The 24,976-nt window shown below is 60.6% G+C and carries 22 protein-coding genes; 9 read left to right on the top strand and 13 right to left on the bottom strand.

Annotation, left to right across the window (positions count from 1 at the left end):
• Positions 1-50: 50 nt before the first annotated feature.
• The 3 genes from M2A_RS12865 to M2A_RS12875 all read left to right on the top strand — a co-directional run bounded on the left by M2A_RS12865 (position 51) and on the right by M2A_RS12875 (position 3,351).
• Complete coding sequence (locus tag M2A_RS12865) at positions 51-1,589, top strand: sulfatase family protein (protein WP_045448277.1); 1,539 nt, start codon at positions 51-53, stop codon at positions 1,587-1,589.
• An 18-nt stretch (positions 1,590-1,607) separates the two neighbouring features.
• A complete protein-coding gene (locus tag M2A_RS12870) occupies positions 1,608-2,402 on the top strand; it encodes an enoyl-CoA hydratase (protein WP_045448279.1) in 795 nt (264 codons plus the stop codon).
• Positions 2,403-2,490: 88 nt separating this feature from the next.
• On the top strand, positions 2,491-3,351 hold the full coding sequence (locus tag M2A_RS12875) for an SDR family oxidoreductase (protein WP_045448281.1): 861 nt from the start codon (positions 2,491-2,493) through the stop codon (positions 3,349-3,351).
• Positions 3,352-3,392: 41 nt separating this feature from the next.
• Here the strand turns inward: M2A_RS12875 and M2A_RS17490 are convergent, their stop codons facing one another.
• A complete protein-coding gene (locus tag M2A_RS17490) occupies positions 3,393-3,980 on the bottom strand; it encodes a hypothetical protein (protein ID WP_052379469.1) in 588 nt (195 codons plus the stop codon).
• A gap of 138 nt (positions 3,981-4,118) precedes the next feature.
• Here M2A_RS17490 and M2A_RS12885 point away from each other — a divergent pair, with 138 nt between their 5' ends.
• Positions 4,119-4,907 (top strand): SDR family NAD(P)-dependent oxidoreductase, encoded by a 789-nt coding sequence (locus tag M2A_RS12885; RefSeq protein WP_045448283.1) that lies wholly within the window; start codon positions 4,119-4,121, stop codon positions 4,905-4,907.
• Here the strand turns inward: M2A_RS12885 and M2A_RS12890 are convergent.
• A complete protein-coding gene (locus M2A_RS12890; RefSeq protein ID WP_045448286.1) occupies positions 4,904-5,662 on the bottom strand; it encodes an alpha/beta fold hydrolase in 759 nt (252 codons plus the stop codon). The two genes, M2A_RS12885 and M2A_RS12890, sit on opposite strands and share 4 nt — an antisense overlap.
• An 82-nt stretch (positions 5,663-5,744) precedes the next feature.
• Between M2A_RS12890 and M2A_RS12895 the strand changes: the two genes are divergently transcribed.
• The gene (locus M2A_RS12895; RefSeq protein ID WP_045448288.1) at positions 5,745-7,001 is read left to right on the top strand and encodes a M20 family metallopeptidase; all 1,257 of its coding nucleotides are present in this window, start codon (positions 5,745-5,747) and stop codon (positions 6,999-7,001) included.
• A gap of 45 nt (positions 7,002-7,046) precedes the next feature.
• On the opposite strand, the gene M2A_RS12900 is transcribed toward M2A_RS12895, so the two are convergent.
• Positions 7,047-8,414, bottom strand: a complete 1,368-nt coding sequence (locus M2A_RS12900) for an MFS transporter (RefSeq protein WP_045448290.1) — start codon at positions 8,412-8,414, stop codon at positions 7,047-7,049.
• A 31-nt stretch (positions 8,415-8,445) separates the two neighbouring features.
• Positions 8,446-9,870 carry an MFS transporter gene (locus M2A_RS12905; RefSeq protein WP_045448291.1) on the bottom strand — a complete coding sequence of 475 codons (1,425 nt, stop codon included), beginning with the start codon at positions 9,868-9,870 and terminating at the stop codon, positions 8,446-8,448.
• 333 nt (positions 9,871-10,203) lie between these two features.
• Here M2A_RS12905 and M2A_RS12910 point away from each other — a divergent pair, with 333 nt between their 5' ends.
• A complete protein-coding gene (locus M2A_RS12910) occupies positions 10,204-10,428 on the top strand; it encodes a zinc-finger domain-containing protein (protein ID WP_045448344.1) in 225 nt (74 codons plus the stop codon).
• Between the two features lie 36 nt (positions 10,429-10,464).
• Here the strand turns inward: M2A_RS12910 and M2A_RS12915 are convergent, their stop codons facing one another.
• The 5 genes from M2A_RS12915 to M2A_RS12935 form a co-directional block, all read right to left on the bottom strand.
• Positions 10,465-11,403: a PAS domain S-box protein gene (locus M2A_RS12915; protein WP_081875614.1), complete on the bottom strand. Its 939-nt coding sequence runs from the start codon at positions 11,401-11,403 to the stop codon at positions 10,465-10,467.
• Positions 11,404-11,755: 352 nt separating this feature from the next.
• Entirely contained in the window at positions 11,756-12,121 is a 366-nt protein-coding gene (locus M2A_RS12920; RefSeq protein WP_045448296.1) for a DUF488 domain-containing protein, read from the bottom strand.
• Between the two features lie 120 nt (positions 12,122-12,241).
• Positions 12,242-14,047: an arylsulfatase gene (locus tag M2A_RS12925; RefSeq protein WP_052379473.1), complete on the bottom strand. Its 1,806-nt coding sequence runs from the start codon at positions 14,045-14,047 to the stop codon at positions 12,242-12,244.
• 13 nt (positions 14,048-14,060) lie between these two features.
• On the bottom strand, positions 14,061-15,164 hold the full coding sequence (locus tag M2A_RS12930; RefSeq protein WP_197052929.1) for a glutathione S-transferase family protein: 1,104 nt from the start codon (positions 15,162-15,164) through the stop codon (positions 14,061-14,063).
• A gap of 82 nt (positions 15,165-15,246) precedes the next feature.
• A complete protein-coding gene (locus M2A_RS12935) occupies positions 15,247-15,849 on the bottom strand; it encodes a TetR/AcrR family transcriptional regulator (protein WP_045448297.1) in 603 nt (200 codons plus the stop codon).
• 105 nt (positions 15,850-15,954) lie between these two features.
• On the opposite strand from M2A_RS12935, the gene M2A_RS12940 reads away from it, so the two are divergent.
• A complete protein-coding gene (locus M2A_RS12940) occupies positions 15,955-17,103 on the top strand; it encodes a glutathione S-transferase C-terminal domain-containing protein (RefSeq protein ID WP_045448299.1) in 1,149 nt (382 codons plus the stop codon).
• A 34-nt stretch (positions 17,104-17,137) separates the two neighbouring features.
• On the opposite strand, the gene M2A_RS12945 is transcribed toward M2A_RS12940, so the two are convergent.
• Complete coding sequence (locus M2A_RS12945; RefSeq protein ID WP_045448301.1) at positions 17,138-18,460, bottom strand: DsbA family protein; 1,323 nt, start codon at positions 18,458-18,460, stop codon at positions 17,138-17,140.
• Positions 18,461-18,560: 100 nt separating this feature from the next.
• On the opposite strand from M2A_RS12945, the gene M2A_RS12950 reads away from it, so the two are divergent.
• Together M2A_RS12950 and M2A_RS17495 are read left to right on the top strand one after the other, a co-directional pair.
• The gene (locus M2A_RS12950; RefSeq protein ID WP_045448303.1) at positions 18,561-19,202 is read left to right on the top strand and encodes a hypothetical protein; all 642 of its coding nucleotides are present in this window, start codon (positions 18,561-18,563) and stop codon (positions 19,200-19,202) included.
• A 13-nt stretch (positions 19,203-19,215) separates the two neighbouring features.
• Positions 19,216-19,659 carry a hypothetical protein gene (locus tag M2A_RS17495; protein ID WP_156101764.1) on the top strand — a complete coding sequence of 148 codons (444 nt, stop codon included), beginning with the start codon at positions 19,216-19,218 and terminating at the stop codon, positions 19,657-19,659.
• 7 nt (positions 19,660-19,666) lie between these two features.
• Here the strand turns inward: M2A_RS17495 and M2A_RS12960 are convergent, their stop codons facing one another.
• The 3 genes from M2A_RS12960 to M2A_RS18200 all read right to left on the bottom strand — a co-directional run.
• Entirely contained in the window at positions 19,667-21,337 is a 1,671-nt protein-coding gene (locus tag M2A_RS12960) for a sulfatase (RefSeq protein ID WP_045448305.1), read from the bottom strand.
• Positions 21,338-21,491: 154 nt separating this feature from the next.
• Positions 21,492-23,294: a ShlB/FhaC/HecB family hemolysin secretion/activation protein gene (locus M2A_RS12965; protein WP_197052930.1), complete on the bottom strand. Its 1,803-nt coding sequence runs from the start codon at positions 23,292-23,294 to the stop codon at positions 21,492-21,494.
• A gap of 11 nt (positions 23,295-23,305) precedes the next feature.
• A partial coding sequence (locus M2A_RS18200) for an MBG domain-containing protein (protein ID WP_045448308.1) occupies positions 23,306-24,976 on the bottom strand: 1,671 nt, incomplete at its 5' end.

Raw genomic sequence — 24,976 nt, forward strand, 5'->3', positions numbered from 1 at the left:
CCTGGGGGGCTAGGCTCCCCGGCGGAAATTCGGGACTTCGGGAGGACAAGATGGGCCGCAAAATTCTTTTCATCACGACCGACCAGATGCGTTTCGATGCGCTGGGCTGCAATGGCGGTAAGGTCGCGCGCACCCCTGCCATCGACGCACTCGCCAAAGAGGGCGTCAATTACACCCGCGCTCATGGCCAGTCCGTCGTCTGCATGCCCGCCCGCTCCACCATGCTGACCGGTCAATATGTCAGCACGCACGGCGTGTGGATGAACGGCGTACCGCTGCCCGAAGATGCGCCCTCCGTCGCCGCCTATCTGAAAGAGAACGCCAACTACGCCACCGCGCTGATCGGCAAGGCGCATTTCGAACCCTTCGTGGATTTCGATCTGAAATTCTATGAAAACCGCATGGCGCGGGTCGGCGAGTACGGGCCCCACAGGGGCTTCGACCATATGGAGCTTTCAAGCCATACGCCGCTCATTCTCCATTACAATGAATGGATGAAGAAAAACGCGCCGGACGAAATCGGCGGCTTCTACCGCAACCTGAATGAAAAATTCGAAGTGAATGCGGCAGGCGGCGGCGACACCGGCGCTTGCCAGGTGCATCATAACCCCGTCTCCCGCGAGCATTACCACACAGACTGGGTGGCCGAGCGCACCATGGCCTGGCTCGACAGTCTGGAGGCGGACGAAGATTTTTTCTGCTGGATGAGCTTCCCCGACCCCCACCATCCCTGGGACCCGCCGCAAAGTGAGCTCAGCCGTGTGGACTGGCGCGATCTTGCCCTGCCCGAGGCCTATCCGGGCTCGAAGGAGAAGATGCGCGAAATTCTAGAAGGCAAGCCCAAGCATTGGATGTGGTACTGGACGGGCGAGCGCGTGACCAATGTCGAAGCGCCGCCGGAATTCGCCGCCCGCGATATGACACCGGACCAAGTGCGCGAGATTAACGCCATGACCCATATCGAAAACGAGCTGATCGACGAAGCCTGCGCAAAGGTTTTTGCAAAACTGGAAGAGCGCGGCTGGGCGGACGATACCGACATTATCTTCACCACCGATCACGGCGAATTCCAGGGCGACTATGGCCTCCTCTTCAAAGGGCCGTATCATGTGGAAAGCCTGATGCGCCTGCCCTTCATCTGGAAGCCGGCAAAATCGGCGGGCATCGCCCCGGCACAAGTTAACCGCCCCGTCGGCCAGATCGATCTTGCGCCCACCTTCTGCGAGATCGCCGGCTTGCCCGCGCCGGACTGGATGCAAGGCAAGACCCTGCCTAAAAACGAAGAAGAAGCGGAGCGGCAAAACCGGGACCGTGTCTTCACCGAATGGGATTCGGTTTATAAAGACGGCACGGAAGTTTCCATCCGCACACTCACCCGCGATCACTACATCATCACCGCTTATAACAAGACCAATATCTATGAGGGCACCGAGGGAGAGCTTTACGACCTCAAGGAAGATCCCTATCAATGGCGGAACCTTTGGGACGACCCGGCTTATAAAGACATCAAAGCCGGGCTCTTGGACGACCTGAAGGCGGCTCTCCCGCCGGTGCGTGAACCGCGTCTGGACTGGGTGGCCATGGTGTGACCCGGAGCGGAGGCGGAAATGACGAGCAGCACGGAACGTATGATCGCGGAAAAAGACGGCGCCATCGGCTGGATGGTGTTCAACAATCCGCTCCGCCACAACGCGGTCAGCACCGATATGTGGCAGGCCGTGCCGGAAATTCTGGATACCTTCGAAAAAGATGACGCCATCCGCGTAATCGTGCTGACCGGCGCCGGGGAAAAAGCCTTCGTTGCCGGCGCCGACATTTCCCAGTTCGAGGAAACGCGCTCTTCGCCTGAAAAAGTGCAGGAATATGAAGATATGACGGCAAGCGCTTTCGAGCGCATTGCCGTCTGCACCAAGCCCACCATCGCCATGATCGACGGCTATTGCATCGGCGGCGGGCTCGGCATCGCACTGTCCTGCGATCTGCGCTATGCGGCGGAAGGCTCGACCTTCGGCATTCCCGCCGCGCGCCTCGGCCTTGCCTATCCGCTCGGTCAGACGCGCCGCCTCGTCAATCTGGTGGGCCCCGCCCGCGCGAAGGAAATCTTCTTCACCGCCAAACGTTATGGCGCAGAAGAAGCGCTCGCCATGGGCCTCATCAACCAGCTCTTTTCCAAAGAAGATTTGCGCGAGCATGTGCTCGCCACCTGCGCTTCCATTGCCGACAATGCGCCGCTGACCGTGGCAAGCGAAAAGCAGATTGTCGATGAGATCGGCAAAGCGCCGGGCAATTTCGATGTAGCCTATTGCAACAGGCTGATCGGGCGCTGCTTTGCCAGCGAAGATTATGCGGAAGGGCGCACCGCCTTCATGGAAAAACGCCGCCCCCGCTTTCGCGGTAAGTAAGCCCTCATTTCCGAGATCGCGCTAGAGAAGCGTTGCCAGACCGGCTAGAGTCCCGTCCAAACAAGAAACAACGGACAGGGAGTTTGACATGGCAGGTCGGCTGAAAGGCAAAGTCGCCATCGTGACGGGCGGCGCGAGCGGCATGGGCAAAAGCACCGTGGAGCTTTTCCTCGAAGAAGGCGCGAAGGTCGTCGCCGCCGATGTGACGGACCATCTGGGCGAGGAAATGGCCCAAATTCTGGGCCCGGACTTTCTCTATATCCACACGGATGTCTCCGTCGAAGCGGATATGAAACATCTCGTCAATGAGACCGTGAAGAAATTCGGACGGCTCGATTGCATGTTCAACAATGCCGGCTATGTCGGCGCGCGCGGCGAGCTTTTCCAAATCGATATGGACGAGTTCGACGAAACGGTAGGTGTGCTGCTGAAAGGCGTGTTCCTCGGCTATAAATACGCCGTGCCAGTGATGAAGGTGCAAGGATCGGGCTCGATCATCTCCACCGCCTCCGTCGCAGGGCTGCAGGCCGGGTTCGGGCCGCAGCCTTATTCGGCCTGCAAGGCAGCCGTCGCGCATCTTGCCCGCACGGCAGCGCTCGAGCTGGGGCCGCATAACATCCGCTCGAATGCCATTTGCCCCGGCGGCATCGCCACGTCCATCTTCGGCTCGGCCATGGGGCTCGGCTCGCAAGTGGCCGACAAGTTCGGTGAATTCATCAAGCCGCGCCTGGCCAAGATTCAGCCCATTCCGAAGGCGGGGCTCGGCCGGCATATCGCCGAAACGGCGCTCTTTCTCGCCTCTGATGCCTCCGAATTCGTGACCGGCCAGGCCATTGCCGTCGATGGCGGGTTGACGTCCGGCCCGATGCATGGGATCGGCGCCAGCTTGAACATGGAAGAAGCGGTGGCGGAATTCATGAATTCCGTGCAGGGCGCAGAGCAGTCCTGACCGGTTGCAGGATGAAACTCCGGTGAAACTCTGGGGACCGCTTAGCGGATCCCCAGATCCTCGCCCACCACCCCTTCAAGATCGGGCGCATCGCTCCGGCAAACGAAATGCGCCGAGCGTTCATCGGCCACGTTCCGCGCCACCATATTAGCGTCCGGTGTTTCCAGCGCATCGATAAAGGCCATATGGCAGCTTTCGCCTTCCTCGAATTTCGAGACGACCAGCACCTGCCCGTCTGGCAAGGGCTCGATCGCCGCCTGGTGAGAACCGCGATCGACGAAATAGCGCACGATGGTGGCAAAAGGCTGCCCCTCCTCATCAAGCCGCCATTCCAGCTTGGCGCCAAGGCGGTTGAAGGGGGCAAGCGTCTGGCCATGTGTGCCGGGAAACGCTCCGTCCCGTCCGAAGGCGATATAGAACCGCAAATCTCCCTCGCGCAGGAAAATGTCATATCCGGCAATGCCGTCGCAGCGCCAAAGCGCGGAGCCGAATTCCGGCTCTGCTTCCAAAAGCGCGCATTTATCGAGCGCGATGTCGGAATAAGCGCTTGAGGGCGCGGCCTGAAGCCCGCCGCCCGAGATAAGACATCCAGCAATGATGGCCGCAATGGCCGAAATCTGCTTTCTCATGCCCCACCCCTCTTTACCGGCAGTTTAGCGTAGATGGCGGCAACATCCAGAAAGGATTGCAGCCGGGCGAGGGCTAGGGCCGCGCCGCTTTTGCCGTTAGACTGCCGCCAACCACAGTCAAAATCCGGGGAGAAATCCATGTCGCTCGAAAATACCGTTTCCATCGTCACCGGCTCTGCAACAGGGCTTGGCGCTGCCGTCGCCATCGGCCTTGCCGAGCGGGGCTCCAAGCTCGTCATCAATTACACCAAGAGCGAAAAGGAAGCGAAGGAAACGGTAGAGGCCTGCAAGGCCAAGGGCGCGGAAGCCATTCTCGCCCAGGGCGATGTGGGCAATGACGAAGACTGCCAGCGCATCGCAAAAGCCGCGCTCGATAAATGGGGCCGCATCGATGTGCTCGTCAACAATGCGGGCACGACGCAATTTGCCGATCACGCGAAACTCGATGCACTGGACGCAGATGATTTTCTCAGCATCTACCGCATCAATGTGGTGGGGCCCTATCAGATGATCCGCGCCTGCGCGCCTGCCATGAAAAAACAGGGCATGGGCCGCGTGGTGAACATTTCTTCCATCGCAGGGGTCACCGGCATCGGGTCGTCCGTTGCCTATGCCGCCTCCAAAGGCGCGCTCAATACCATGACGCTGTCGCTTGCCCGCTCGCTCGCCCCGGAAATCCGGGTGAATGCGGTTTGCCCCGGTTTCATCGGCACACGCTGGTTCTCGGACCGCTTCGGGGAAAATCAGTTCAACAGCATCGTCAAACAGCAGGAAGAAACGACGCCCCTGCAGCGCGCCGGCATGGCCGAAGACATCGCCAAAGCCGTGATCTTCTTTGCCGATGAAGGGGGCGAGCACATTACCGGCGAAACGCTGATCACCGATGCCGGGCTGCATCTGGGCTTTGCACCGCTCGCCGCCCGTTAAGTGCGCACGGCTTTCTCCAGAAAGCCAAGCACGGCGCGTTTGGTCTGCGCATCGCCGACGGTGCGCATATGATCGCGCCGGGGCACGATATGCGCCTGGCCGCCGGGAATGGCATCCGCCAGCGGGCCGGGCGGTCCGGCGAGATCGTCCCGTTCCCCGGCAATGACGAGAACGGGCGCGGCGACGCGGGAAAGTTCCTGGCGCGTGAAAGGCTCCCGCGCCCGCGCAAAACATGCAGCCAGCGCCTTACGGTCCTGTTTGTTGTGATCGGCAAAAATCCGGAAGGCCCGCGCCGCCGGGTCCGTGATGCTGGCCGGATCATTCGCTTCCATCGCCGCAATAACGGGCTCGACATGGGACGGCGGCTCGAAGAGCCGCGCGCCCACCCCGCCTGCGATGAGCGAGCCGAAAAGGCGCGGCGCGTCGCAGGCAAGGCGCAGGCCGATCATCGCGCCCAGCGAATAGCCCATGACATGGGGCCGTTTGAGGCCCAGATGCTCGATCAGCCCGGCAAGGTCGCGGGCAAGGAGCGCGGGGCTGTAATCCGCCGGATCGTAGAGCTTGCCGCTCCTCCCATGGCCGCGCAGATCGAAAAGGATGGTGCGGTAGCCGGCTTCCTGAAGCGCGCTCGTCCAGCCGGGCTCCACCCAATTGGCCAGATGCGTCGAGGCAAACCCGTGCACGAGAATGATGGCCGGGCCCGCCCCCTCGTCCCGATAGGCGATCCGCACGCCGTCCGATTGAAAATACTCCATCACGCCTCCTTGAAACCGCCCGCTGTGCTGCCGCTGGCAAGAGCTGCCGCCTCCCGCTAGGATAAAGAAAAGGGAGACCCATATGGCTGATACGAAAGCGCTGAAAAAGCAAGTCTGCGACATGATCGACGCCATGTCCGGGGAGCTGATCGACATCAGCCATGCCATTCACGCCCGCCCGGAGCTTGCCTTTCACGAACATCACGCGGCCAAGACCTTGACCGGCGCGCTGGAGAAAAACGGCCTGCCCGTGACGCGGGAAGCCTTCGGCCTTGAAACCGCCTATGCCTCCGCCTTCGGCAATGGCGGGGCGGAAGTCGCCATTCTTTCCGAATATGACGCTCTGCCCGGCATCGGCCATGCCTGCGGCCATAATATCATCGCCACCACCGGCCTTGGCGCGGCGCTTGCCCTTTCCAAGCTGAACGGTGCCCTGCCCGGCCGCGTGCGCTATCTCGGCACGCCGGCGGAGGAAAAAGGCGGCGGCAAGGAACTGATGGCCCAGTTCGGCGCCTTTGACGGGCTGGATGCCGCCATGATGGTGCATCCGGCGGGCATCAACCTTGCCACCATGCCCTGCATCTGCATTTCGGAAGTGGAGGTCACCTATCACGGCAAGAGCGCCCATGCCTCCGCCATGCCCCATGCCGGAATCAACGCGCTCGATGCGCTGATCACCGCCTATCAGGCAATCGCGCAATTGCGCCAGCACATCCGCCCGACCGAGCGCATTCACGGCATCATCACCAAAGGGGGCGATGCGCCCAATATCGTGCCGGAAGTGGCCCAGGCCGTCTTCTATGTGCGCGCGGCGAATGCCGAGGAACTTGCCGCGCTGAAAAAGCGCGTCACCGGCTGTTTCGAGGCAGGCGGCATGGCGTCGGGCGCTGGGGTTCAGATCCGCTGGGCGAAGGCGGATTATCTCGACATGAAAACGAGCTGGCCGCTCGCCAAGGCCTATGAAGAAAACAGCCGCATGTTGGGGCGGGATTTCTTTCCGCTGGAAAAACTCCCCACCGGCTCAGCCGGCAGCACGGATATGGGCAATGTCAGCCACCGCGTACCCTCCATCCATCCCATGATCGCCTCGGCGCCCGCCCATGTCGTCATCCACAATCCGGAGTTTGCCCGCTGGGCGGCCTCGGACCTCGGCGACAAAGCCTGCATCGACGGGGCAAAGGCTCTGGCCATGACCGCCATCGACTTTTTGAGCGATCAGGCCATGCAGGCAGAAGCGAAAGAAGGTTTTGCCAAGAGCGCGGAATTTTCCGCCCGCTCCGTCGCCGCCGCCTTCAACCCGGACGGCGTGCAGGAAATCGGCGGCTGCGGCTGCTGTTAAGCCGCTGCCGCCGAAGTCCGATCACAGGCCCGATCATAGGCCCGATCAAGGAATGGGCCGCTGGGCGCTTTCCACTTCTTCCAGATAGCGCTCTTCCAGGATCTTACGCATTTCCTTCTGCTTTTTCTCGTCGATGGGAAAACCCCACATCAAGAAGGCGACGCTGGCATTGGCCAGCATCGGAATGCCGACGAAAATATAGGAAAGACGGTTCACGACTTCCGGCGGATTGTCGCCTTGCGGATCGAAACCGACGAGCGCCAGAAGCCAGAAGACAACGCCGACGGCGATCGCCGCGCCGGTCTTCTGCGTCAGGGTGAGGAGCGAATAGAAAAGCCCCGTGCGCCGCTCCCCCGTTTCGATTTCATCGAGATCGCCGATATCGGCCATGATCGAGCGGTAAAGCAGGTTCATCGCCCCGGCATTCACCCCGAGGAAAAAGAGCATGCCACCCGCAATCCAGATATTGCCGTCGGGAATGAGGAAGACCAGGGGCACGAGGCAGGCATTGAACGTGCCGGACGCCACCGCCGCGCGGTGCTTGCCGAGCGCGCGGGCAAGACGCACCACGACCGGCACGAAAAGCACGCCTGCCGTGAAATAGAGCAGCAGAAGCAGCGGGATATATTCTTTCAGCCGCCAGTCATATTCCACGATGTAAACGAAGAGCGAGCCGAGCGAGGCGCCGGAAACGCCGGAAGCGAAATCCGCCGCCGTGACGCGCCGCAGCGGCGCATTGCGCAAAAGCGGCTCCAGCATCTGTTTGACGGACAGAACGCCGGGCAGCTTGATGTTGCGCTCCGGCGTGATGGTGACGGCAAAGAAAACCGCGATGGGCAGCATCACGATAACGAACCAGCCGATGGAATTCACCCTGTCCGCATCCACCGTGTCGGGCGTGCTTAGATAGATCTGCACCAGCGCCACGAGCACCAGCACGATGGGCACACCGGCAATCTGCGCCCCTTCGCGGAAACCTTGAATGCGCGAGCGCTCATTATAGTCGCGGTCGAGCTCCGCTCCCCAGGACATGTGGGAAATGGTGAGCATCGTCCAGCCGATATAAAGAAAGATCATCCAGCCCGCGAGATAATAGGGCGTGACGGGCTTTGAAGGCAGGAAGACCATATAGGCGGAGAGCATAAGGATCGGTACCGAAAGCGCGATCCAGTGCCGCCGCCGCCCCCAGCGCGAGGGGTACTTGTCGGACAGGAAGCCCATGACCGGGTCCGTCACCACATCCCAAAGGCGGCAGATCAGAAAGATCGTGCCGACCGTGGCAAGGCCGAGCCCCATTTCACCTGCATAGAACTGAGGCAAGAACACCGAAATCGGCACACCGAGCGCCGCAATGGGAACGGCGGGACCTGCATAAAGCAGCAAACGCCAGTTGGACAGACGGCCTTCATTCATCCGCAAAACTCATTTTCTTATTGGTTGGGGGTTAGTCCGCTGGCGCACCTGTCGGCCGCGGATCGACGGTGGCGGCGGTACGCGATCCGATAGCCGCTTCCGCGACATCGAGCGCCCGCGCTTCCAGGATACGGCGGTTTTCCAATTGCTTCGTCTCGTCGATGGGAAAACGCCAGATGAGATAGGCACAGGCCAGCGCGATGATAAAGGCAGGCCATACATAAACGGCTTTAAGGCCGGCAATGACTTCCGGTGAGTTTTCCCCGCCCGCCTGAAAACCGATCAAATCGAGCGCGGCATAGGCGATACCGATCGCCACCGCATGGCCCACTTTGTTCGTCATGGTCAGGAGCGAATAGAAAAGCCCCGTGCGTTGCTGCCCGCTCTGTACCGCATCATGGTCGGCAACATCGGCCATGATGGAGCGGAAGAGGAACGGCCCTGCCCCCATGTTCACGCCAAGCGCGATCCAGCAAGCCATGGCCATAGGCACATTGCCTTCGGGAATAAGCAGAATGAGCGGCAGCGTCGCGCCGCTGAAAAGCGCGGAGAAGGCAACGGACTTGTGCTTACCGAATTTGCGCGACAAAATCATGATCAGCGGAATGAAGGTCACACCCGAAATGAAATAGACGAGCAGCATCGCATCCGACGCGCTGCCGAGCTTCAAGGCATCGCTTGCCAGGAAGATGAAAAGCGAGGCCACGATACCGCCGGAAATACCGGAAATGAGATCCACCGCCAGAATGATCTGCAGCGGCTTGGACGTCGCCAGAAGTTTGACGGCCTGCTTCCACGGCACATGCTGGGGCGGCGGCGTCTTGCGCTCCTTCACGCCGAACACGGCAACCGCCACGGTCAGGGGCAGCATGATGATAATAAAAAGCCCCATCAGCGTGACTGCGTGGGGTTCGGACTCTTCCGGGAAAATGAGATGCGCAAAGACCGGCAGGGTGAGCACGAAGACCATGCCCAGAATAAGCGCGATCTCGCGCGCGCCGTGCACACGGCTGCGCTCGTAATAGGCCGGCGTCAGCTCCGCGCCCCAGGATAGGTGCGAGATCGTCAGCAATGTCCATCCCACATAAAGAATGAACATCCAGAACATGAGATAGACGCCGTTCACCTCCCCGCTCGGCAGGAAGATCATATAGGCGGAAAGCATGAGGATCGGCACGGAGAGCACGATCCAGTGCCGGCGCCGCCCCCAGCGCGTTTCGAATTTGTCGGACAGAATGCCGAGCACGGGGTCGGTAAAGACATCCCAGAACCGGGCGATCATGAAAAGAAAGCCGACCAGCGCAAGCCCGAGGCCCATTTCCTTCGCATAGAAAGGCGGCAGGTGCACCACGAGCGGCAGCCCGAGAGCGGAAATGGGAATTGCCGGCAGAGAATAGGAAAACAGCGTAAAGTTTTTCAGCGCATCAGAACGCTCACGGCTGGCAGCCTCGGCCATGCCTCTCCTCCCTATGGTCCTCCACCCGGCAGCGCCCTTCTGGCGGGGCATATTGCCGAAGCGAAGTATGACAGAATGTCACGGCTCCCATCAACGTTTTTAGGGTAACGAAGCGTAACAGACAGACAGCCGCCCTGCCCCGCGCACCCAAGCGCCCGAAGCGCCCGGCGGGACACCAGTTTAGGGCTAGGCAGCCGCCTCTTAGGCCGGTAGGTTACGCCCGTTTCATGCCCCGCAAGAAACGCGTTGCAGGGCTCCGCACCGAAGCTGCCGCGCGGCTTCTGCCCCCAGCGGCTTTATTGCGGCTGTATTTACGTAAAGACGGGATCGACCATGGCCAGCGACCACTCCGTACCGAAATTCGCCAATGATGAAGGTGTTGCCGAAATTCGCATCGGCGCGCGGGAGTTCGAATGTATGGGCGCTTCCGCCCCCTTCGATCATCCGCATGTCTATCTGGACATGGGTTCGGACGATCATATCGTTTGCCCCTACTGCTCCACGCTTTACCGTTTCGATGCCAGCCTGAAGCAGGACGAGCAGCAAAACGCGGCATGAGCCTGCGCTCCGGCGGCGCCTGGCGGCACGACGGATTTATTTCGATGCAGAATGGGTGCGCACTTGCTTGCCGAGCGAGTCGATTATAGCCCGCTGACTGTCAACCTCTTCGCGCAGTTCCGAAAGCTCAGCTTGCTGCGCCCGCATCTGGCCGGTGGACCGCTCCAAAGCTTGTTCCAGACGCTGTTTTTCGGCCAGATCTTCCATCATCAGGTAGATGGCCTGCTGGCCGTCATAGTCGATATTCACGGCATAAACATGCACGCGGAAGCTGCGGCCAGCTGAATCGCACATGGCAATCTCAGTGCCGTCATCCTCATCGCCGCCATTGGCAAGCAATGCCATAAGCCGGTCATAGTCCGCCGGCTGCGGCACGAAAACGGAGAAGCGGCGCTTGGAAAGCTCGGTCGGCGTCAACCCGAAAAGAGCGCCTGCCCGCCTATTGGCAAAAAGCACGCGCCGCGCGCCCGGTTCGACGACAAGCACCGGATAAGGCGCGACATGGAAAAGCGCATCGTGCCGCATTGCCAATCGCCGGGCCGCCCGCAAGGTCATTTCGTGATCGCGCCGTTCCATCGAGAGCGATTCTTCGGTCGAGGCAAGGCTGGCCGAGGCCGATTTATAGTCACGCTCAAGTTCCGCCAGCCGGGCCCGTGTCCGGCGCTGCCCGGCAAAAAGCCAGATCGCCGAGAGAAAACACAAGAGCCCCATCAAGCTGGCGCCCACGGCAATGGTCGCAGCCAGAGCGAAGCCGGCTTCCATTTGCGTTTCAGCGCCCGCCATCCAGAGCCAGATACCTGCGCCGCCCGAAATGAGGAGGCCCCACAGGACCACCCCGCCGGCCATCAGACCGGGCATGTAACCTTCATCCTCTTCCAGGGCCGGAGGTTCGGGCCGGTCCCTTTTGGACGATGCGGAGGGCTTCTCTGGTACATCCAGATAGTCCGGGGTGTTGTAAGATGCTTGTGTACGCATCACCCTGACCAATCCATGAACTTGCCTTTTCAGGCATAGAGGCAGCGTCTTAAAAAACCACGCCTTATCCTCATCAATTTCAGTTAAAATTGAAACAATTGTTTCAACATACCCGGAGCCGGCTTTCAGTGAACGCCGCCGCCCCGGAAAAGATCCCTGAATTGCGCAATCTGCGAATTCGCCAAAAAAGCGGGCAAAAGCAAGAAGACGCGTTTCGTCCGCCCAGGGAGTAAGTCATACAAACATGGCAAAATGAGGGTGTATGGGAGATGAATGGCGGCGCGCGTGCGCCGGGGCTGCGTCGTTCTACCGCAGTCTTTTAATGGTGCGGATTAGCCGGTAATGACGCGAATTAGTCCGCTTTGCCGGTCAACAGTTCTTTCAGAACGACCGCTTGATTGTACCGCTCGTCCTTGGCGCCATAAACGAGGGTGAGCGGGCCTTCCTTAGCGAGTGCCTTCAGCGCGCCAAGCGCTTCTTTCTGCGCGCCTTTGCCCAGCTCCGCCTTGTAGCGCTTTTTCATCTCGGCCCATTTTTCCGGGTCGTGATCGAACCACTTGCGCAGCTCCGTGCTCGGCGCGACCTCTTTGAGCCAATGATCGGCTTTCAGCGCCTCTTTGGAAATACCGCGCGGCCAGAGCCGGTCGACCAGTACCCGCGTCCCGTCACTTTTGGCAGGGGCCTCATAGGCCCGTTTCAAGAAGACACGCTCCGCCATCGCATTGCTCCCCGTCTCTCACTCAGCTCTCCTGAAGGCCCATGCCCAGCAGATTTGCCGGACGGCCAGTATGGCAGAAAAGCAAAAACCCGGCGGATCAAAAGGGTGTGCTCGGCCCTTCTAGCTGCGGGTCCTCCGGCGCCAATAATACACCGCCCCGCCGGCAGCACCCGCCAGCAGCAGCACAACCAGCCCGGCCCAGGGCAAAATCCGCCCCACCCGCTTTTCACGGGTGAGCTCGGCAACACGTTTCATCTGTTCATAACCCTCGGGCACTTCCAGCACGCCGACGCGGGCGGCATAGGCCTCATAGTCCCGCATCATGGCATCAAAGAGCTGCGGCTCGGCCGCGGCAAGGTCCACCGTCTCACCGGGGTCGGCCTTGATATTGTAGAGCCGCCAAACCCGGTCGCCCAGCGGCGGCATGTTGCGCGTCAGCTTATAGTCCCCGCGGAAGAGCGCGGCATTGCCGCCAAGCTCGATGCCGACCGCTTCACCTGGCCCGCGCACGTTTTGCGCCTCGCCTTTCAAAAGCGGGGCGAGCGAGCGGCCGGTAAATTCCTGAACCGGCACACCGCCGACTTCCGCCGCAGGTTCCACCCCGGCCAGATCGAGCAGCGTAGGCGTCAGGTCGGTAACGAAGGAAAAGGCGTCCGACATGCCAGCGCCCACCCCTTCACCCGCGATGATCAGCGGTACGCGCAGCCCGCCCTCGCCTGCATAGAGCTTGAAGAAAGCGCCGGGCGCCGCTGCCGCGCTGGCAAACTCAGACCCGATAAAGGCGTAGGAACCTTTCTCACCCAGCGTTTCATAATCCCGGCTATAGCCGGCGCTCCATAACCATTCCTTGAAGCCGAAATGCTCGGTCGGCTCGTTCGGTTCCGGACCATTATCCGACATGACGACGAAGATCGTGTTCTCGTATTCGCCCGTTTCTTTGAGATGCGCAATGAGCCGGCCGATGTGAAAATCCATCGCCTCCAGCATACCCGCGTTCACCGCCATGCTTTTGGCGAGATAACGCTGTTCTTCAGGCGTCAAGCTCTCCCATTCGTCAAGCCCTTCGGGCATGGGACCCATTTTCGTGCCGGGCGGCAGAAGGCCGCGTTCCATCACGGCTTGAAACCGCGCCTCGCGCAGCGCATCCCATCCGTCCGCATAGACGCCTTCATATTTCTCGATAAAGGAACGCGGCGCCTGAATGGGGATATGGACGGCTTGAAAACCGATATAGGAGAAGAATGGCTCGCCTTCCTGCCGGTCTTTCTCCAGATAGGAAATCATTTTGTCGACGAAAAATTCCGAGGAATAGAAATCTTCCGGCAGCGTGGCCGGTCGTCCATCCTCGAACCAGGGCGCCTCATCGTAAAGTGGTAAGTAGCTTTTCTGTTCCCAATTATCCGCCCCCGATGCATCGAGCGCGAAGGACCGGTCGAACCCGCGTGCGCTGGGCAGCGCACCGGGCTCATGACCAAGGTGCCACTTGCCGGTCATATAGGTTTTGTACCCCGCTTCCTTAAGCAGGCTCGCCAGCGTGACGACATCGTCCCGGAGCCTGCCGAGATAGGCCGGGTGCCCTTGATGCGCTTCCGGCAGGGTTTCGGGCAGATTGCCGATCCCTGCCCGGTGGCTTTCCACTCCGGTCATCAGCATGGCGCGGGTCGGTGCGCAGACGGGCGAAACGTGAAAATTGGAAAACATGACGCCCCGCCCAGCCAGCGCATCGATATTGGGCGTGGCAATTTCGCTGCCATAGACGCCGAAATCGGAAAACCCCACATCATCGGCAACCAGCACGACGATGTTCGGGCGCTTTGCGCTTTCCTGCGCCCAAACCGGCCCTGCCATGGCTGCGCAGAGGAGAGCGGCAAGCGCGCCCTTTTTCCAAAAAGCCCGCACGTTCCCAATGCCCGTTTCCCCGTTCATGACTTCCATCCCTTCAGCGCCACTGCCGGTCGGCCGGCTTGGCATTTGCGGCAGGCGCATTCGGCACCTTGCCTTTATGTTCCGTCAAAATCCGCGCGCCCTCATGTAAGAGCGGTTCGAGCTGTGCCTTCTCACCGGCGGAAAGCGCTTGATACGCCGCGGCAAGAGCTGCAAGACAGTGCACCCTGTAAGGATTGACCGGTAGGGCCCAGCTTGTCCCTGCTGCTTCATAGCGCAAGTCCCGCGCACCGCGTTCAAAGGCCGCACTATTCGCTGCGAGATAGGGCAGGTATTCATCGCGGAAATCCGCCATCAAGCCCTCCAGTCCGTCCGGAATACCCTCGGGCAAAACCGTCCCTTCCGCATCTTCCGGTCGGTAGGCCCAAAGCCGGGCTACCCAGGCAAACACATAAGGCGCCTTTTCCCGCATCAGCGCGGCGGGCGTCGGGTCATGCGAGAAATGCCGGAACATCGAACCGAAGAAGCCGAAATCCGCTTCGCAAGGGCGCGCGCCAAGAAGGAAGGGGCGCGTTTGAAGCAGGCCGTCCATCTCGGCCAAAGTGCGTTTGTAGAGCGCTTCGATGGCGGGTGCCGTTTGCGCATTCACCCCGTCTTCTTTGAGGAACACCTTGCGCTGGCGCCTTAGGATAAACTGCCGCCGCAAGGCGAAAGGCAGCGACAGATCGCGCAGCATGGTGCGCGCAATCTGGCTGCTCATCAGCCGCGCATCCTCATCAAACGCCCAGCGGTAATAAAGCGCAGGCCGCCAAAGCCATTCATCGCCGTAATCTTCAAGCGCCAGACTGAGGAACCGCGTGACGGGATCGGCGGGGCTGAATGCCGGCCCCTCTCCCATTTCCTCGAAATGCCGGATGATCGGTGTCGTATCACTGAGCCAGGTGCCGTCCGGATATTCAAGCTGCGGCATCTGCGCGATGCCGGTGGCCCGCGCCGCCCGGCGGAACGCCGCCATATCCATTTCCCGGAACCGGTAGCCGAGCCCCTTTGCCCGCATATAGGCTTCGAGCTTGCCGGTGAAATAAGAAAGGGAAAGGCCATGCAGGATGGGCAAGGCAGCTGCATCACCGCCTGCTTCACACTCTTGCCTGTGTTTCATCGTCATATCGGGCACTCACATATATAATGACATATATTATGCCATTATAAACCTCGGCAGCCAGAAAAATCTCCGCGCCCTATTAGCGTGCGCCGGTGATCAGCGCCGTTACCGTTTCCTCGATCACGGCCCGGGCCTTAGCGTCGGAAAGGCGCTGCAATTCCTTCAGCCGCGTCCAGCTTTCAAAAGACAAAAGCAGATCCGCCGCCTCGAAGGTCTTTTGGGGAAGCGCCGCGCATTCGGGCAGCGCCTTCAGCAGTAAGGCGCGCATCAGTTTCTCATCCTGCCGGGTTAGCTCTTGCAACGCGGGCGAGGTCCAGTAGCGCGCAATCAGCGCCCGGCGGAACATGGTGATGCGTTTGAAAAAGCGGATGCGTTGACGCACGACAAGCTTGATCCGTTCTTCGAGCGGCAGGTCCGTGGAAATCTCCGTTAGGATCGGCTCGATCAGTTTGAAAATCTCATCCCTTATTGCCGAGTACAGCGATTCCATTTCCTGGAAATGCCGAAACACCGTCCGGTGCCCCACCCCGGCTCTGAGCGCCACTTGCTCGCTGGTGGGCGCAAGATTGCCTTCATCCACCATTTCCACAAAAGCAGCGGCAATCGCCGCTTTCGTCTTCACGCTCCGGTTCAGCCGACCGTCCTGTTTCGGCTCGCTCTTTTGTGCGGCGCTGCCCGCCATCGGCCCGTCCTTCTCAATTCGATGAATGCTTTTATTGGCAGATATTATGCCATATGGTCACGCCATTAGAACGACCGAAAAGAATTTATTTCCGGAAGAGTTTCCATGACCAAGTTCCGCTTTTACGGCATGCCGCATTCGCTTTATTCCGGCAAAGCCCGCTCCTACCTGATCAAGCAGCATGTCGATTTCGAGGAATTGACGGCGGGCCATCCGCGCTATGGCGAGAAGATCATGCCCGCTATTCACCGCTGGATCATTCCCGTGCTCGAAACGCCGGACGGCGAAATCGTTCAGGACGGCACGGATATTATCGACTGGTTCGAAAAGCGGGGCCTCGCGCGTCATTCCGCCTATCCCGAAAGCCCGCGCCAGCGCATTACCTCGCTGATCTTCGAGATGTTCGGCGGCGAGGGCATGGTGCGCCCGGCCATGCATTACCGCTGGAATTTCGACGAGACCAATCTCGATTTCATCGAAGACCAGTTCGGCCTGTTCGCCATGCCCTCCGCACCGCGCGAAAAGCGGCTCGAGATCATCCGCAAATCGACGGGACGCATGCGCGCAGCCGCCGTCATGTTCGGGGTTGTGCCCGAAACCATACCCATCATCGAGGAAGCCTATGAAGAGCTGATGGGAGAACTGAACGCGCATTTTTCCCAAACGCCTTATCTTCTCGGCGGCGCCCCCACCATTGGAGACTACGGGCTCATTGCCAGCCTTTTTGCGCATCTCGGCCGCGATCCCTACCCCGCCCAGATGATGAAGCGGCGCGCGCCCGCGCTCTTCCGCTGGACCGAGCGCATGAATGCCTGGGGCGCGGATATGTCCGAGTTTCTGGATTACCCGGAAGAACTTCTGCCCGGCGATGAAATCCCAGCGACGCTCAAAACCTTGCTGAAGCGCGTCGCCTCGGATTATCTGCCGGAAATCCGCGCCTTCACCGCCTTTACGAATGGCTGGCTGGCCGAGAACCCGGACTTGCCCGCGAATGCGCCGGTGGGCGGTGAGAAACTTGTGCGCGCCATCGGCAAATGTTCTTTCGAGTGGCGGGGCAAGACATTCGATGTCGGCGTCATGCCCTACCGCTTCTATTTGCTGCAGCGTATTCAGGACGCGTTCAATGCGCTGGCAGATGAAGACAGAAAATCCGTCAGCGCGCTGCTCGAGGAAACGGGTCTTTCGGAGATCATGACGCTGCGCAGCAACCGCCGCGTCGGCCGGAAAGACAATATCGAAATCTGGGAAGGCTAAGCCCCGGCCCGGCCTTGACCAAGAAAACGCGCGTTCAGCCTTGAACGCGCGTTTTCTCTTTCAGCCGAATGATTTCATCTTCCACGGCCCAAAGCCTGTCTTGCCCCCACACGGCAATATCGCCCACCGCGAAGGTCGGCACGCCCCAAAGCCCGTGCGCGAAGAGCTCTTCACGGTTTTCTTCCGCCTCTTCCCGCCAGCTTTCATCCTCAAGAAAGGTTTTGGCTTCTTTCCAATCGAGGCCGGCACGCGTCACGATCTTTTTCAGCCCCCGATTGAAACCGGAGCGGATCGCCTCCGCCCAGACACCGCGGAGAAAGGAAAGAACGAAAGCCTCGCCTTTTCCTTCCCGCACCGCATAAGGAATGAGCGCAAGCCCCCGCTCGGAGGGCCTGCCGAAAGGATCGGCGATGCGGCCGAAATCGATCCCCGCCCGTTTAGCCTCGCGCTTGGCGTCGCGCATGATGTAAGTCTGCTTTTGAAAAGAAGCGGGAATACCGCGCATCATCATCGGCAGAACGAAACGCAGCCGCACCGGGCAATTATGATGCCGGGCAAGAGCGAAAAGTTGCGGCGCGGCAACATGCGTATAAGGACTGCGCAAGGAGAGAAAGAAATCGATCGTGGGCCCTGCCGCTTCATCACCCGGCCCAGCCATGAGCGCAGGCGGCGACTTCAGCGGCGCAAAGGGTTCCTCTCCAATATAAGCCCCAAGCCCATGCAGCCGCGTTTCCAGATGATGCAGCCGGTCCACGCCCCAATATTGCTCGCCCGCATAGCAGAACACCCCGCCGAGATAATGCCCGAGGCGCCTCCGCATCTCGGCCCCTTTTCTCATCGCGCGGGCCGTCTCCGCCTCCCCCGCCATGCCGAATGTCGCGGCAAGCGCGTCGATCTTGCCCGTATCTTCCTGCCAAAGCGCGCGGTCCGTCGCGCAAACCGCTTCCAGAAAGCGCCCCTTGGCAATAGCGCTGGCCAGAATACGGCCCGCAAGCGCGGTGAGCGCCCCATCCGGCTGGCGGCCCGGATCATCAAAAGAAAGTCCGTATTTTTGCCCCAGCAGCGCGCCGTCCTTGCGCGAATAATTGACCAATGCCTCACGCTCCGGCGCGTCATTATCGGCAGGCGGCGGCACCAGCATGGGCGTCAGCTTGATGTCGAAGCGTTCTGTCAGGCTTTCCAGAAGCTGCGCGGCAAGCACCGCATAGGGGTCGTCCGGCTGATGAAAATAGAAAACCTCGTGAGGCGCCCCTGTTTTGCGGCGGGCCTTTTCAGCGGCGGCGCGTGCCTCTTCCTGCCTTTTTTCACTGACAATGCGGGCGGCGAAAAAGGGAGAAACGATTTCCCGAATGCTCATGGACGGACCTTGCCTGAGAGGAACGAGGTTTTCTTTGACCGGAATAATTTATTGACATAATTTATGTCATTATATTGCGTCCGTCAAACGCGGGGATCACATGAATATTCTCTGGCTTTGGGCCGCCGCCCTTTTCATCTATCTCGGGTTTCTGGGCTGGTATCAGAACTGGCAAGGCCCGCTCACGCCGGAGGAAGTCGAGCACTACATGTCCCGCCTTACCGAGGGAACGCCGAACGGCACAACGGACCCGGCGGTCTTACGCCGCTTTCTGGAGAAGGATGACGGGCGCGAGTTTTTCATGCTCAATCTCGTCAAGCTCCATGAAGGGAAAGTCCCCGATCCGCAAACGGGCGAACTCAAATCCTCCCAGGAAATCTTGAGCGGTTATACGTCCGCTTTCTTCAAAGCGCTTTTCAAGCGCGCGGGCCATCCCGCCATTGCCGCCCGCATTGTGGGCGGGCATGTGGATAGCTGGAACGTTGCTGAAAATCCCGGCTGGACGATCATGGGATGGATGCGTTACCGCAGCCGGCGCGATGCGATGGAACTTGTCACCGACCCTGCCTTTAAAGACGGACACATGTTCAAGGTCGCTGCCATTCCCGCCACGTTTTCCGTGCCCACCTCCCCCATGATCAGTCTCATGGCCGGTCCGCGTATCTGGGCGGCGCTGGGGCTTGGCCTTATCGCCGCACTGGGCAGCATGGCGCTGCTGCTTCTGCGCCAGCCGGGCACATGAGGGCAAACACAAGATGAGCGCACTCCTTCCCTCTCCCGCCACTCCCTATCTTGGGCACAAGGCCTGCCCGCTGTTCCTCGCTCTCCTCGCGATAGGAACGATCGTGCCCGGCTTCATCCATGCTTTCTTGCCCGATGGCGGCGCAGGCACCATTGCCGGGCTCGATCTGAGCGCGGGCGGGCCTGTCATTATCGGCACCTTTGCCTGGGCGGGCGCCACGCAAATCGCTTATGGCACGCTCATGCTGCTTGTCGCGCTGCGCTACCGCGCGCTAGTGCCGTTCTTCTTTCTCATTATCTTGATGGAGCGCAGTCTGATCGCGCTCAATAGCTGGGTACTGAAGCCTTCCGGCACCGGCCATCACCCGCCCGAAGCCTATGCGACGCTGGCGCTTCTGCCGCTCGTTGCAGCAGCGCTCTATTTCTCCTTAAAACCCCGGCCGGACGCGGCCTCTTAAAGCCGGATCAGTTCGGCCAATAGATATATTCGTCTCCCGGCTCCGCTTTTTCCGCACCGGTCTTGTCGATCAGCACGGGCAGCTCGCTGACGGAAGGCCAGGAAGGGTCGGCCTGCTCCGCATTGAACGCGGCGAGCATCTCTTTCAGTTCGGCAACTTTTTCAGGCTCCGCTTCCGCCAGATTGTTCTGTTCGGTCGGGTCTTCGCGCAGATTGAACAGCCAGACCTTGTCCGGATTATCCGAGACATGCATCTTCCAGCCTTGGTGCAGGACGGCCTGATAGTAGCCCTCCCGCCAGAAGATCGGGCGCTCGAACGCCTCTTTCTCGCCGGTCAGATAGGGAAGCAGATCGACCCCGTCGATGGGTTTCACCTCCCAGCCGGACAGTCCGGCAACGCTTGCCGATGTCGGCAGAATATCGAGATGGGAGACCGGGCTTTCCAAGGTGCTGCCCGGTTCGATCCGCCCCGGCCATTTGGCGAAGAAAGGCACATGGGTGCCCCCTTCGAACATGGTCAGCTTCCAGCCGCGATAGGGCTGGTTGATGTCCGGCAGGCCCACATAATCGGCGCCGCCATTATCGCTGGTGAAAATCACGAGCGTGTTCTCCTCCAGTCCCTCCTCTTTGAGGGTTTGCAGAACCTGACCGACACTGCGGTCGAGCGCGCGCACCATCGCCGCATAAACGCGCAGCCGGTGATCCTCGATATGCGAGAGCGCATCATAATCGGCCTTGGCCGCTTGGAGCGGCGTATGCACGCCCCAATGCGCAAGATAGAGAAAGAAAGGCCGGTCGCGGTTGGCCTTGATCGCGGAGACCGCTTCTTCGGTAAAATAATCCGTCAGATAGCCATCCGGCTCGAAAGGCGCGCTGTCATTGAAACTGACGGAATAATTCAGCACCTGCCACAGCGCCTGGTCGATGAAATCGAAAGGCTGTTTGGAATTGACGACATCGGGCGATCCTTCGGGCAGGTAAAGCCCGCCCTCCATCATCAAGCTTTCATCGAAACCTTGATCGCGCGGACGGAAACCTTCCGTCCGGCCCAAATGCCATTTGCCGATATGCAGCGTTTGATACCCGGCCTCGTGCAGCACTTCGGCGATCGTCGTTTCCGATGCCGGCATGCCGCGCTGCTCGAAGGGAATATCCGCTTCGGGCACGTCCGCATCCACAATGACGGGATGCAGCCTGTCGTCGCCGCTGGAGAGCACCCGGATTACTTGCTGCATGCCGTCCGGCACGGGTGTAAACTCGAAGCCAAAGCGCGTGGAATAGCGCCCCGTCATGATCATGGCCCGCGAAGGCGCGCAGACTGCATTGCCCGCATAGCCGTTGGAAAGCTTCATCCCCTCCCGGGCGATGGAATCGATATGCGGCGTCGGCACGCTGCCGCCCGCTACCCCGCCGCCGAAAAAGCTGAGATCGTTAAAGCCCAGATCGTCGGCCACGATGAGAACGATATTGGGCTGCTCGCCGGCGGGGCGGGAAGACGCCGCCGTCTCGCCTTCAGCCTGCGCCCATGTCACGGTGCGGTTCGGCTCCACATCGCGCTTCCATTGCATGTAAAAGCCGATCGCGTTTACCAGCACGGTCTTGCGCTCAGCGTAGCCCACGGCGGCCAGCACGGCCACCAAAGCGGCAGGCACCAGAATTTTCCAATTGAGCAACCGCATCCCATCCCCTCCAGGCCCGGCCGTTTTCCGTGGCGCTTAAACTAATGACATACATTATGTCGATTTGGCACCAGCCGTCAATTTCTCAAGCCCGCCTCTGAAACGAAAAAGGCGGCCCGGAGACCGCCTTAAGACAAAACCCGATGAAAGAAGATCAATAGCTTAGCGTCACCGAGACCGTGCCAAGCTGGCCCTCATCGCTCGCGCCCGGCAATTCTCGAAGCTGCCAGCCATAATCGAAACGCACCGACAGATAACGGTCGAGCACATAGCGCGCACCCACCCCCACACTTTGCAGCGTCACGCTTTTGGAGAGATTGGGCTGGCGGTCTTTGTCGGAAAGATAAGCATAATCCCAGAAGCCGACGAGCTGCATCCGGACTTCCGCCCAGTCGAACCCCTGGCCCAGAACCGGAAAGGGCGGCGAGCGCAGCTCATTGCTCACTAGAATGCCCTGCGCCCGGTTCACCGCCCGCTCTTCATAGCCGCGCACGCTATCCACGCCGCCGCCGCCAAGCTGCTCGCTCGGCAAGAGATTGCCATCGGAAATCTGCCCCTTCACGCGCAGCACCCAGCTTGCTTCTTTGGGAAGACGCGTCGCGCGGGTCAGCTCCAGCGTGTCATAAAGATAAGAAGCCTCGGCAAAAGCAGTGCCGGACCCGGCAAACGCATCGTCCGTGTTATGGCTGTTGAAACCGCCCGGCCCCCAGACGAGTGAATTGACCAGCGTCGTCTGCCCGTAAGGGTCCACCGCGCTTGCTTCATAATTCAACAGAAACTGATCGACATTCGTCGTATTGGCGAAAATCTGTGTGCCGCCGAAAGACAGGTTGTTATTCGTCGATTTATGATCGAAGCCGAGGCTCACGCTGTGGCTTGCAAAGGAAAGCGACGGCAGCGCGTGGCGGTAGCGCGCGCTGAGCTGATAGGAAAGCCCCTCTTGCCCGAAAAAGGGACCGAGATCGGGCACCTGCTCCACATGCGAACCGAACAGCTGCAGCGTATCAAGCCAGGGCAGCGGCGCGGTATAGGTGAAGGAATGCGCTTCAAAACGCAGATCGTCGCTCTGCCCCGCGCCCCTGTCCCGCTCCTGCAAGAGATCGCCGCTGGTCGTCACCTGATAGGAAAGCTGATGACCGAGCCAGAAGGCATTGCCCCAGTTGAAGCCAAGGCTCCAGCGGTCCCGGTCGGTCAGCGGCGTGCCGGTATTGTCGTAGCTTGCATAAACACGCAAGGGAAAGCGGTCTTCGGCCTGCAGCGCGATATCCGTCGCGCCGGGGCTTGCGCCCGGCTTCAGCACCGCATCGACCCGGCGGAAGGGATTGGCATTGAGTTGATTGATGCCCTGTTTCAGCCGTTCGATTTCCACCGGCGCGCCGGGGCGAATGCCGATCCCGTCCCGGTATTGCGCTTCCGAAAACCAGGTATTGCCCGCAACTTCGATCTGTCCGAGACGGAACTCCGTCACCAGCACCTGCACGGTGCCCGCCGTCACATCCTGCGGGGGAAAAGAGACATCGACGAAAGGCCGCCCGGCTTCGCGGTAAACAGTGACGATAGCCCGCGAGATTTTGCCGATATCGCCTTGATGGAAAGGCTTCCCGAGAAACGGCTCCAGCGCCGTGCGCACTTCCGCTTCTTCACGCCCAAGCGAGGCCGCGTCGATGCCCGGCCGGTCCACACCGCCCGCCTCGATCGCGCCTCCCTCCGCACGAACCACAATGCCTTTCAGCGCCGGCAGAATGACATCGCCTGCCTCGCCATCCGGTTCCTCCAGCGCATCGGGCACCGTGAGGGTGCCGCCCCCTTCAAGCGGCGGGGCCTCTTGCGGGGCAATCCGCTCGAAATCTTCATCCGCTGCCTGCGCCATGCCGCCAAAGGCCGGCATCAGCAACGCCAGCACCGGCACCATGTAACGCAAACGCCGCCGGCGGGCTTCTTCCAACTGCTCCCCCACACTCTGTCCTATCATTCTGTCGTTGCGGAAAAGGTACCGGTGACGGGGAGAGGCCGCAGGTCCTGCACCCCGATATTCGTGTAAGAGCCGAAACGGCCTGCCTGGCCTGTAAAGAGGTTCCAGCGCTCTTCGTCACTGCCGTCATTCGGGCCGCCGCTCTGGCCGTCTCCCTGGCCAATCGAGCCGGTCACGAGGCCGCCATCATCCGCGCCGCCGCCAAAGCCGCCAAGCTGCAGCAGGATCGGCAGCGTCCAGAAACCGCCTGCCCCCTCGCCCTTGCCGATGGGCTGATCTTCCGGCCGCCAAGCATTTTGCAGCGTGCCCGGCTGGAAGGAGGTCAGCGTGATGTCGCCGGGAAGCGGCGGCGTGCCGGGCAGCGGATTGGACGGCACGAGCGGCATCTCGATCACCGTCAGCTGACCGTTCACATAAGTAATGGCGTAGTTGGAAAGGCCGGTGCCTGCCGCATTGCTTGCCGTGATGACATAAGTACCGGGCGCCGCACTTGCCACTGTCCCGGGGCTCGTCAGGCTGACGCCGCTTACGCTGTCCCCGGCCACAAGCCCCGCCACGCTGAAACCGCTGAGCAGCAGCGTATCGCCTTCATCCTTTTGGGCATCATTGGCGGTAATGGTCAGTGCCGCCGGAGTGATGGTGAAGTCGGCGCCGGTGAAATTGATCGTATAATTGCCGCCTGCCGAAAGCGTGCCCTGGCCGATGGCGTAAGGTCCACCTGCCACGGTCTCCCCCGCCGCGCGGGCAAGCGCGCCGGTAAAGAGCGAGGCGTTATCTCCGCCGACAAACCCGGCGAAGTTGAAGGTGAAGGAAGGATCGGCCTCACCATAAGTTTTGGAGAGCGCATCCGCCGAAACCGACAGTGCCGCAGGCGTGATGGAAGCGCTCGTTGCCGCATTGGGCGAGAGCGTATAGTTGCCCGCATCGGCGCCGGAAAGCGTGAGGCCCGTCACATTGACCGCCTTCCCGGCCCCGACATTGGCATCGTTAAAGGCAAAGCTGCCCGAGCCCGAGGCCGTAACATCATCGCCGCCGACAATGCCGCCCAAGCCGCCCACCGTGCCCGTCGCCGCCACCGTTCCGTCATAGACCTTGTCATCGGCGGAGACAGAAACGCTGAGCACCTTCGGCGTAATGACGAGATTGGCGCCGTTGAAGCTGATGGTGTAATTGCTGCCTGCGGAAAGCGTGCCTTGCGTAATGGCGTATGGCCCGCCCGCCACCGTCTCGCCGGCCGCCCGGGAAAGCGCCCCGGTGAAGACGGAGGCATCATCCCCATTTGTGAGCCCCGTAAAGCCGAAGGTCAGCGCCGGATCGGCATCACCATAGATTTTGGAAAGCGCATCCGCCGTCACGCTCAGCGCCGCGGGCGTGATGGTGAAGTTTGCGCCGTTGAAGCTGAGAATATAATTGCTCGTTGCCGCCAAGGAGCCTTGCGTGATGGCGTAAGGCCCGCCTGCCACCGTCTCCCCTGCCGCACGCACCAAGGCGCCGGTGAAGATGGAGGCATCATCCCCGCCCGTCAGCCCGCTATGGGTGAAGGTGAGCGCGGGGTCCACCGCACCATAAACCTTGGAAAGCGCATTCGCCGTCACGCTCAGCGCCGCAGGCGTGATGGTCAGGTTCGCGCCATTGAAGCTGATCGTGTAATTGCCTGCCGGCGGAAA

The sequence above is a fragment of the Tepidicaulis marinus genome (genome assembly GCF_000739695.1).
In the GTDB taxonomy this organism is placed as follows: domain Bacteria; phylum Pseudomonadota; class Alphaproteobacteria; order Parvibaculales; family Parvibaculaceae; genus Tepidicaulis; species Tepidicaulis marinus.

Excerpts from the sequence above, each read along its gene's own strand:
- M2A_RS12930 (WP_197052929.1), bottom strand. The coding sequence starts at position 15,164 with ATGAAACACAGGCAAGAGTGTGAAGCAGGCGGTGATGCAGCTGCCTTG.
- M2A_RS12935 (WP_045448297.1), bottom strand. The coding sequence starts at position 15,849 with ATGGCGGGCAGCGCCGCACAAAAGAGCGAGCCGAAACAGGACGGTCGG.
- M2A_RS12900 (WP_045448290.1), bottom strand. The coding sequence starts at position 8,414 with ATGAATGAAGGCCGTCTGTCCAACTGGCGTTTGCTGCTTTATGCAGGT.
- M2A_RS12960 (WP_045448305.1), bottom strand. The coding sequence starts at position 21,337 with ATGCGGTTGCTCAATTGGAAAATTCTGGTGCCTGCCGCTTTGGTGGCC.
- M2A_RS12940 (WP_045448299.1), top strand. The coding sequence starts at position 15,955 with ATGACCAAGTTCCGCTTTTACGGCATGCCGCATTCGCTTTATTCCGGC.
- M2A_RS12915 (WP_081875614.1), bottom strand. The coding sequence starts at position 11,403 with ATGCGTACACAAGCATCTTACAACACCCCGGACTATCTGGATGTACCA.
- M2A_RS12920 (WP_045448296.1), bottom strand. The coding sequence starts at position 12,121 with ATGGCGGAGCGTGTCTTCTTGAAACGGGCCTATGAGGCCCCTGCCAAA.
- M2A_RS12895 (WP_045448288.1), top strand. The coding sequence starts at position 5,745 with ATGGCTGATACGAAAGCGCTGAAAAAGCAAGTCTGCGACATGATCGAC.
- M2A_RS12870 (WP_045448279.1), top strand. The coding sequence starts at position 1,608 with ATGACGAGCAGCACGGAACGTATGATCGCGGAAAAAGACGGCGCCATC.
- M2A_RS12885 (WP_045448283.1), top strand. The coding sequence starts at position 4,119 with ATGTCGCTCGAAAATACCGTTTCCATCGTCACCGGCTCTGCAACAGGG.
- M2A_RS12890 (WP_045448286.1), bottom strand. The coding sequence starts at position 5,662 with ATGGAGTATTTTCAATCGGACGGCGTGCGGATCGCCTATCGGGACGAG.
- M2A_RS12950 (WP_045448303.1), top strand. The coding sequence starts at position 18,561 with ATGAATATTCTCTGGCTTTGGGCCGCCGCCCTTTTCATCTATCTCGGG.
- M2A_RS12910 (WP_045448344.1), top strand. The coding sequence starts at position 10,204 with ATGGCCAGCGACCACTCCGTACCGAAATTCGCCAATGATGAAGGTGTT.
- M2A_RS12925 (WP_052379473.1), bottom strand. The coding sequence starts at position 14,047 with ATGAACGGGGAAACGGGCATTGGGAACGTGCGGGCTTTTTGGAAAAAG.
- M2A_RS17490 (WP_052379469.1), bottom strand. The coding sequence starts at position 3,980 with ATGAGAAAGCAGATTTCGGCCATTGCGGCCATCATTGCTGGATGTCTT.
- M2A_RS12945 (WP_045448301.1), bottom strand. The coding sequence starts at position 18,460 with ATGAGCATTCGGGAAATCGTTTCTCCCTTTTTCGCCGCCCGCATTGTC.
- M2A_RS12865 (WP_045448277.1), top strand. The coding sequence starts at position 51 with ATGGGCCGCAAAATTCTTTTCATCACGACCGACCAGATGCGTTTCGAT.
- M2A_RS17495 (WP_156101764.1), top strand. The coding sequence starts at position 19,216 with ATGAGCGCACTCCTTCCCTCTCCCGCCACTCCCTATCTTGGGCACAAG.
- M2A_RS12905 (WP_045448291.1), bottom strand. The coding sequence starts at position 9,870 with ATGGCCGAGGCTGCCAGCCGTGAGCGTTCTGATGCGCTGAAAAACTTT.
- M2A_RS12875 (WP_045448281.1), top strand. The coding sequence starts at position 2,491 with ATGGCAGGTCGGCTGAAAGGCAAAGTCGCCATCGTGACGGGCGGCGCG.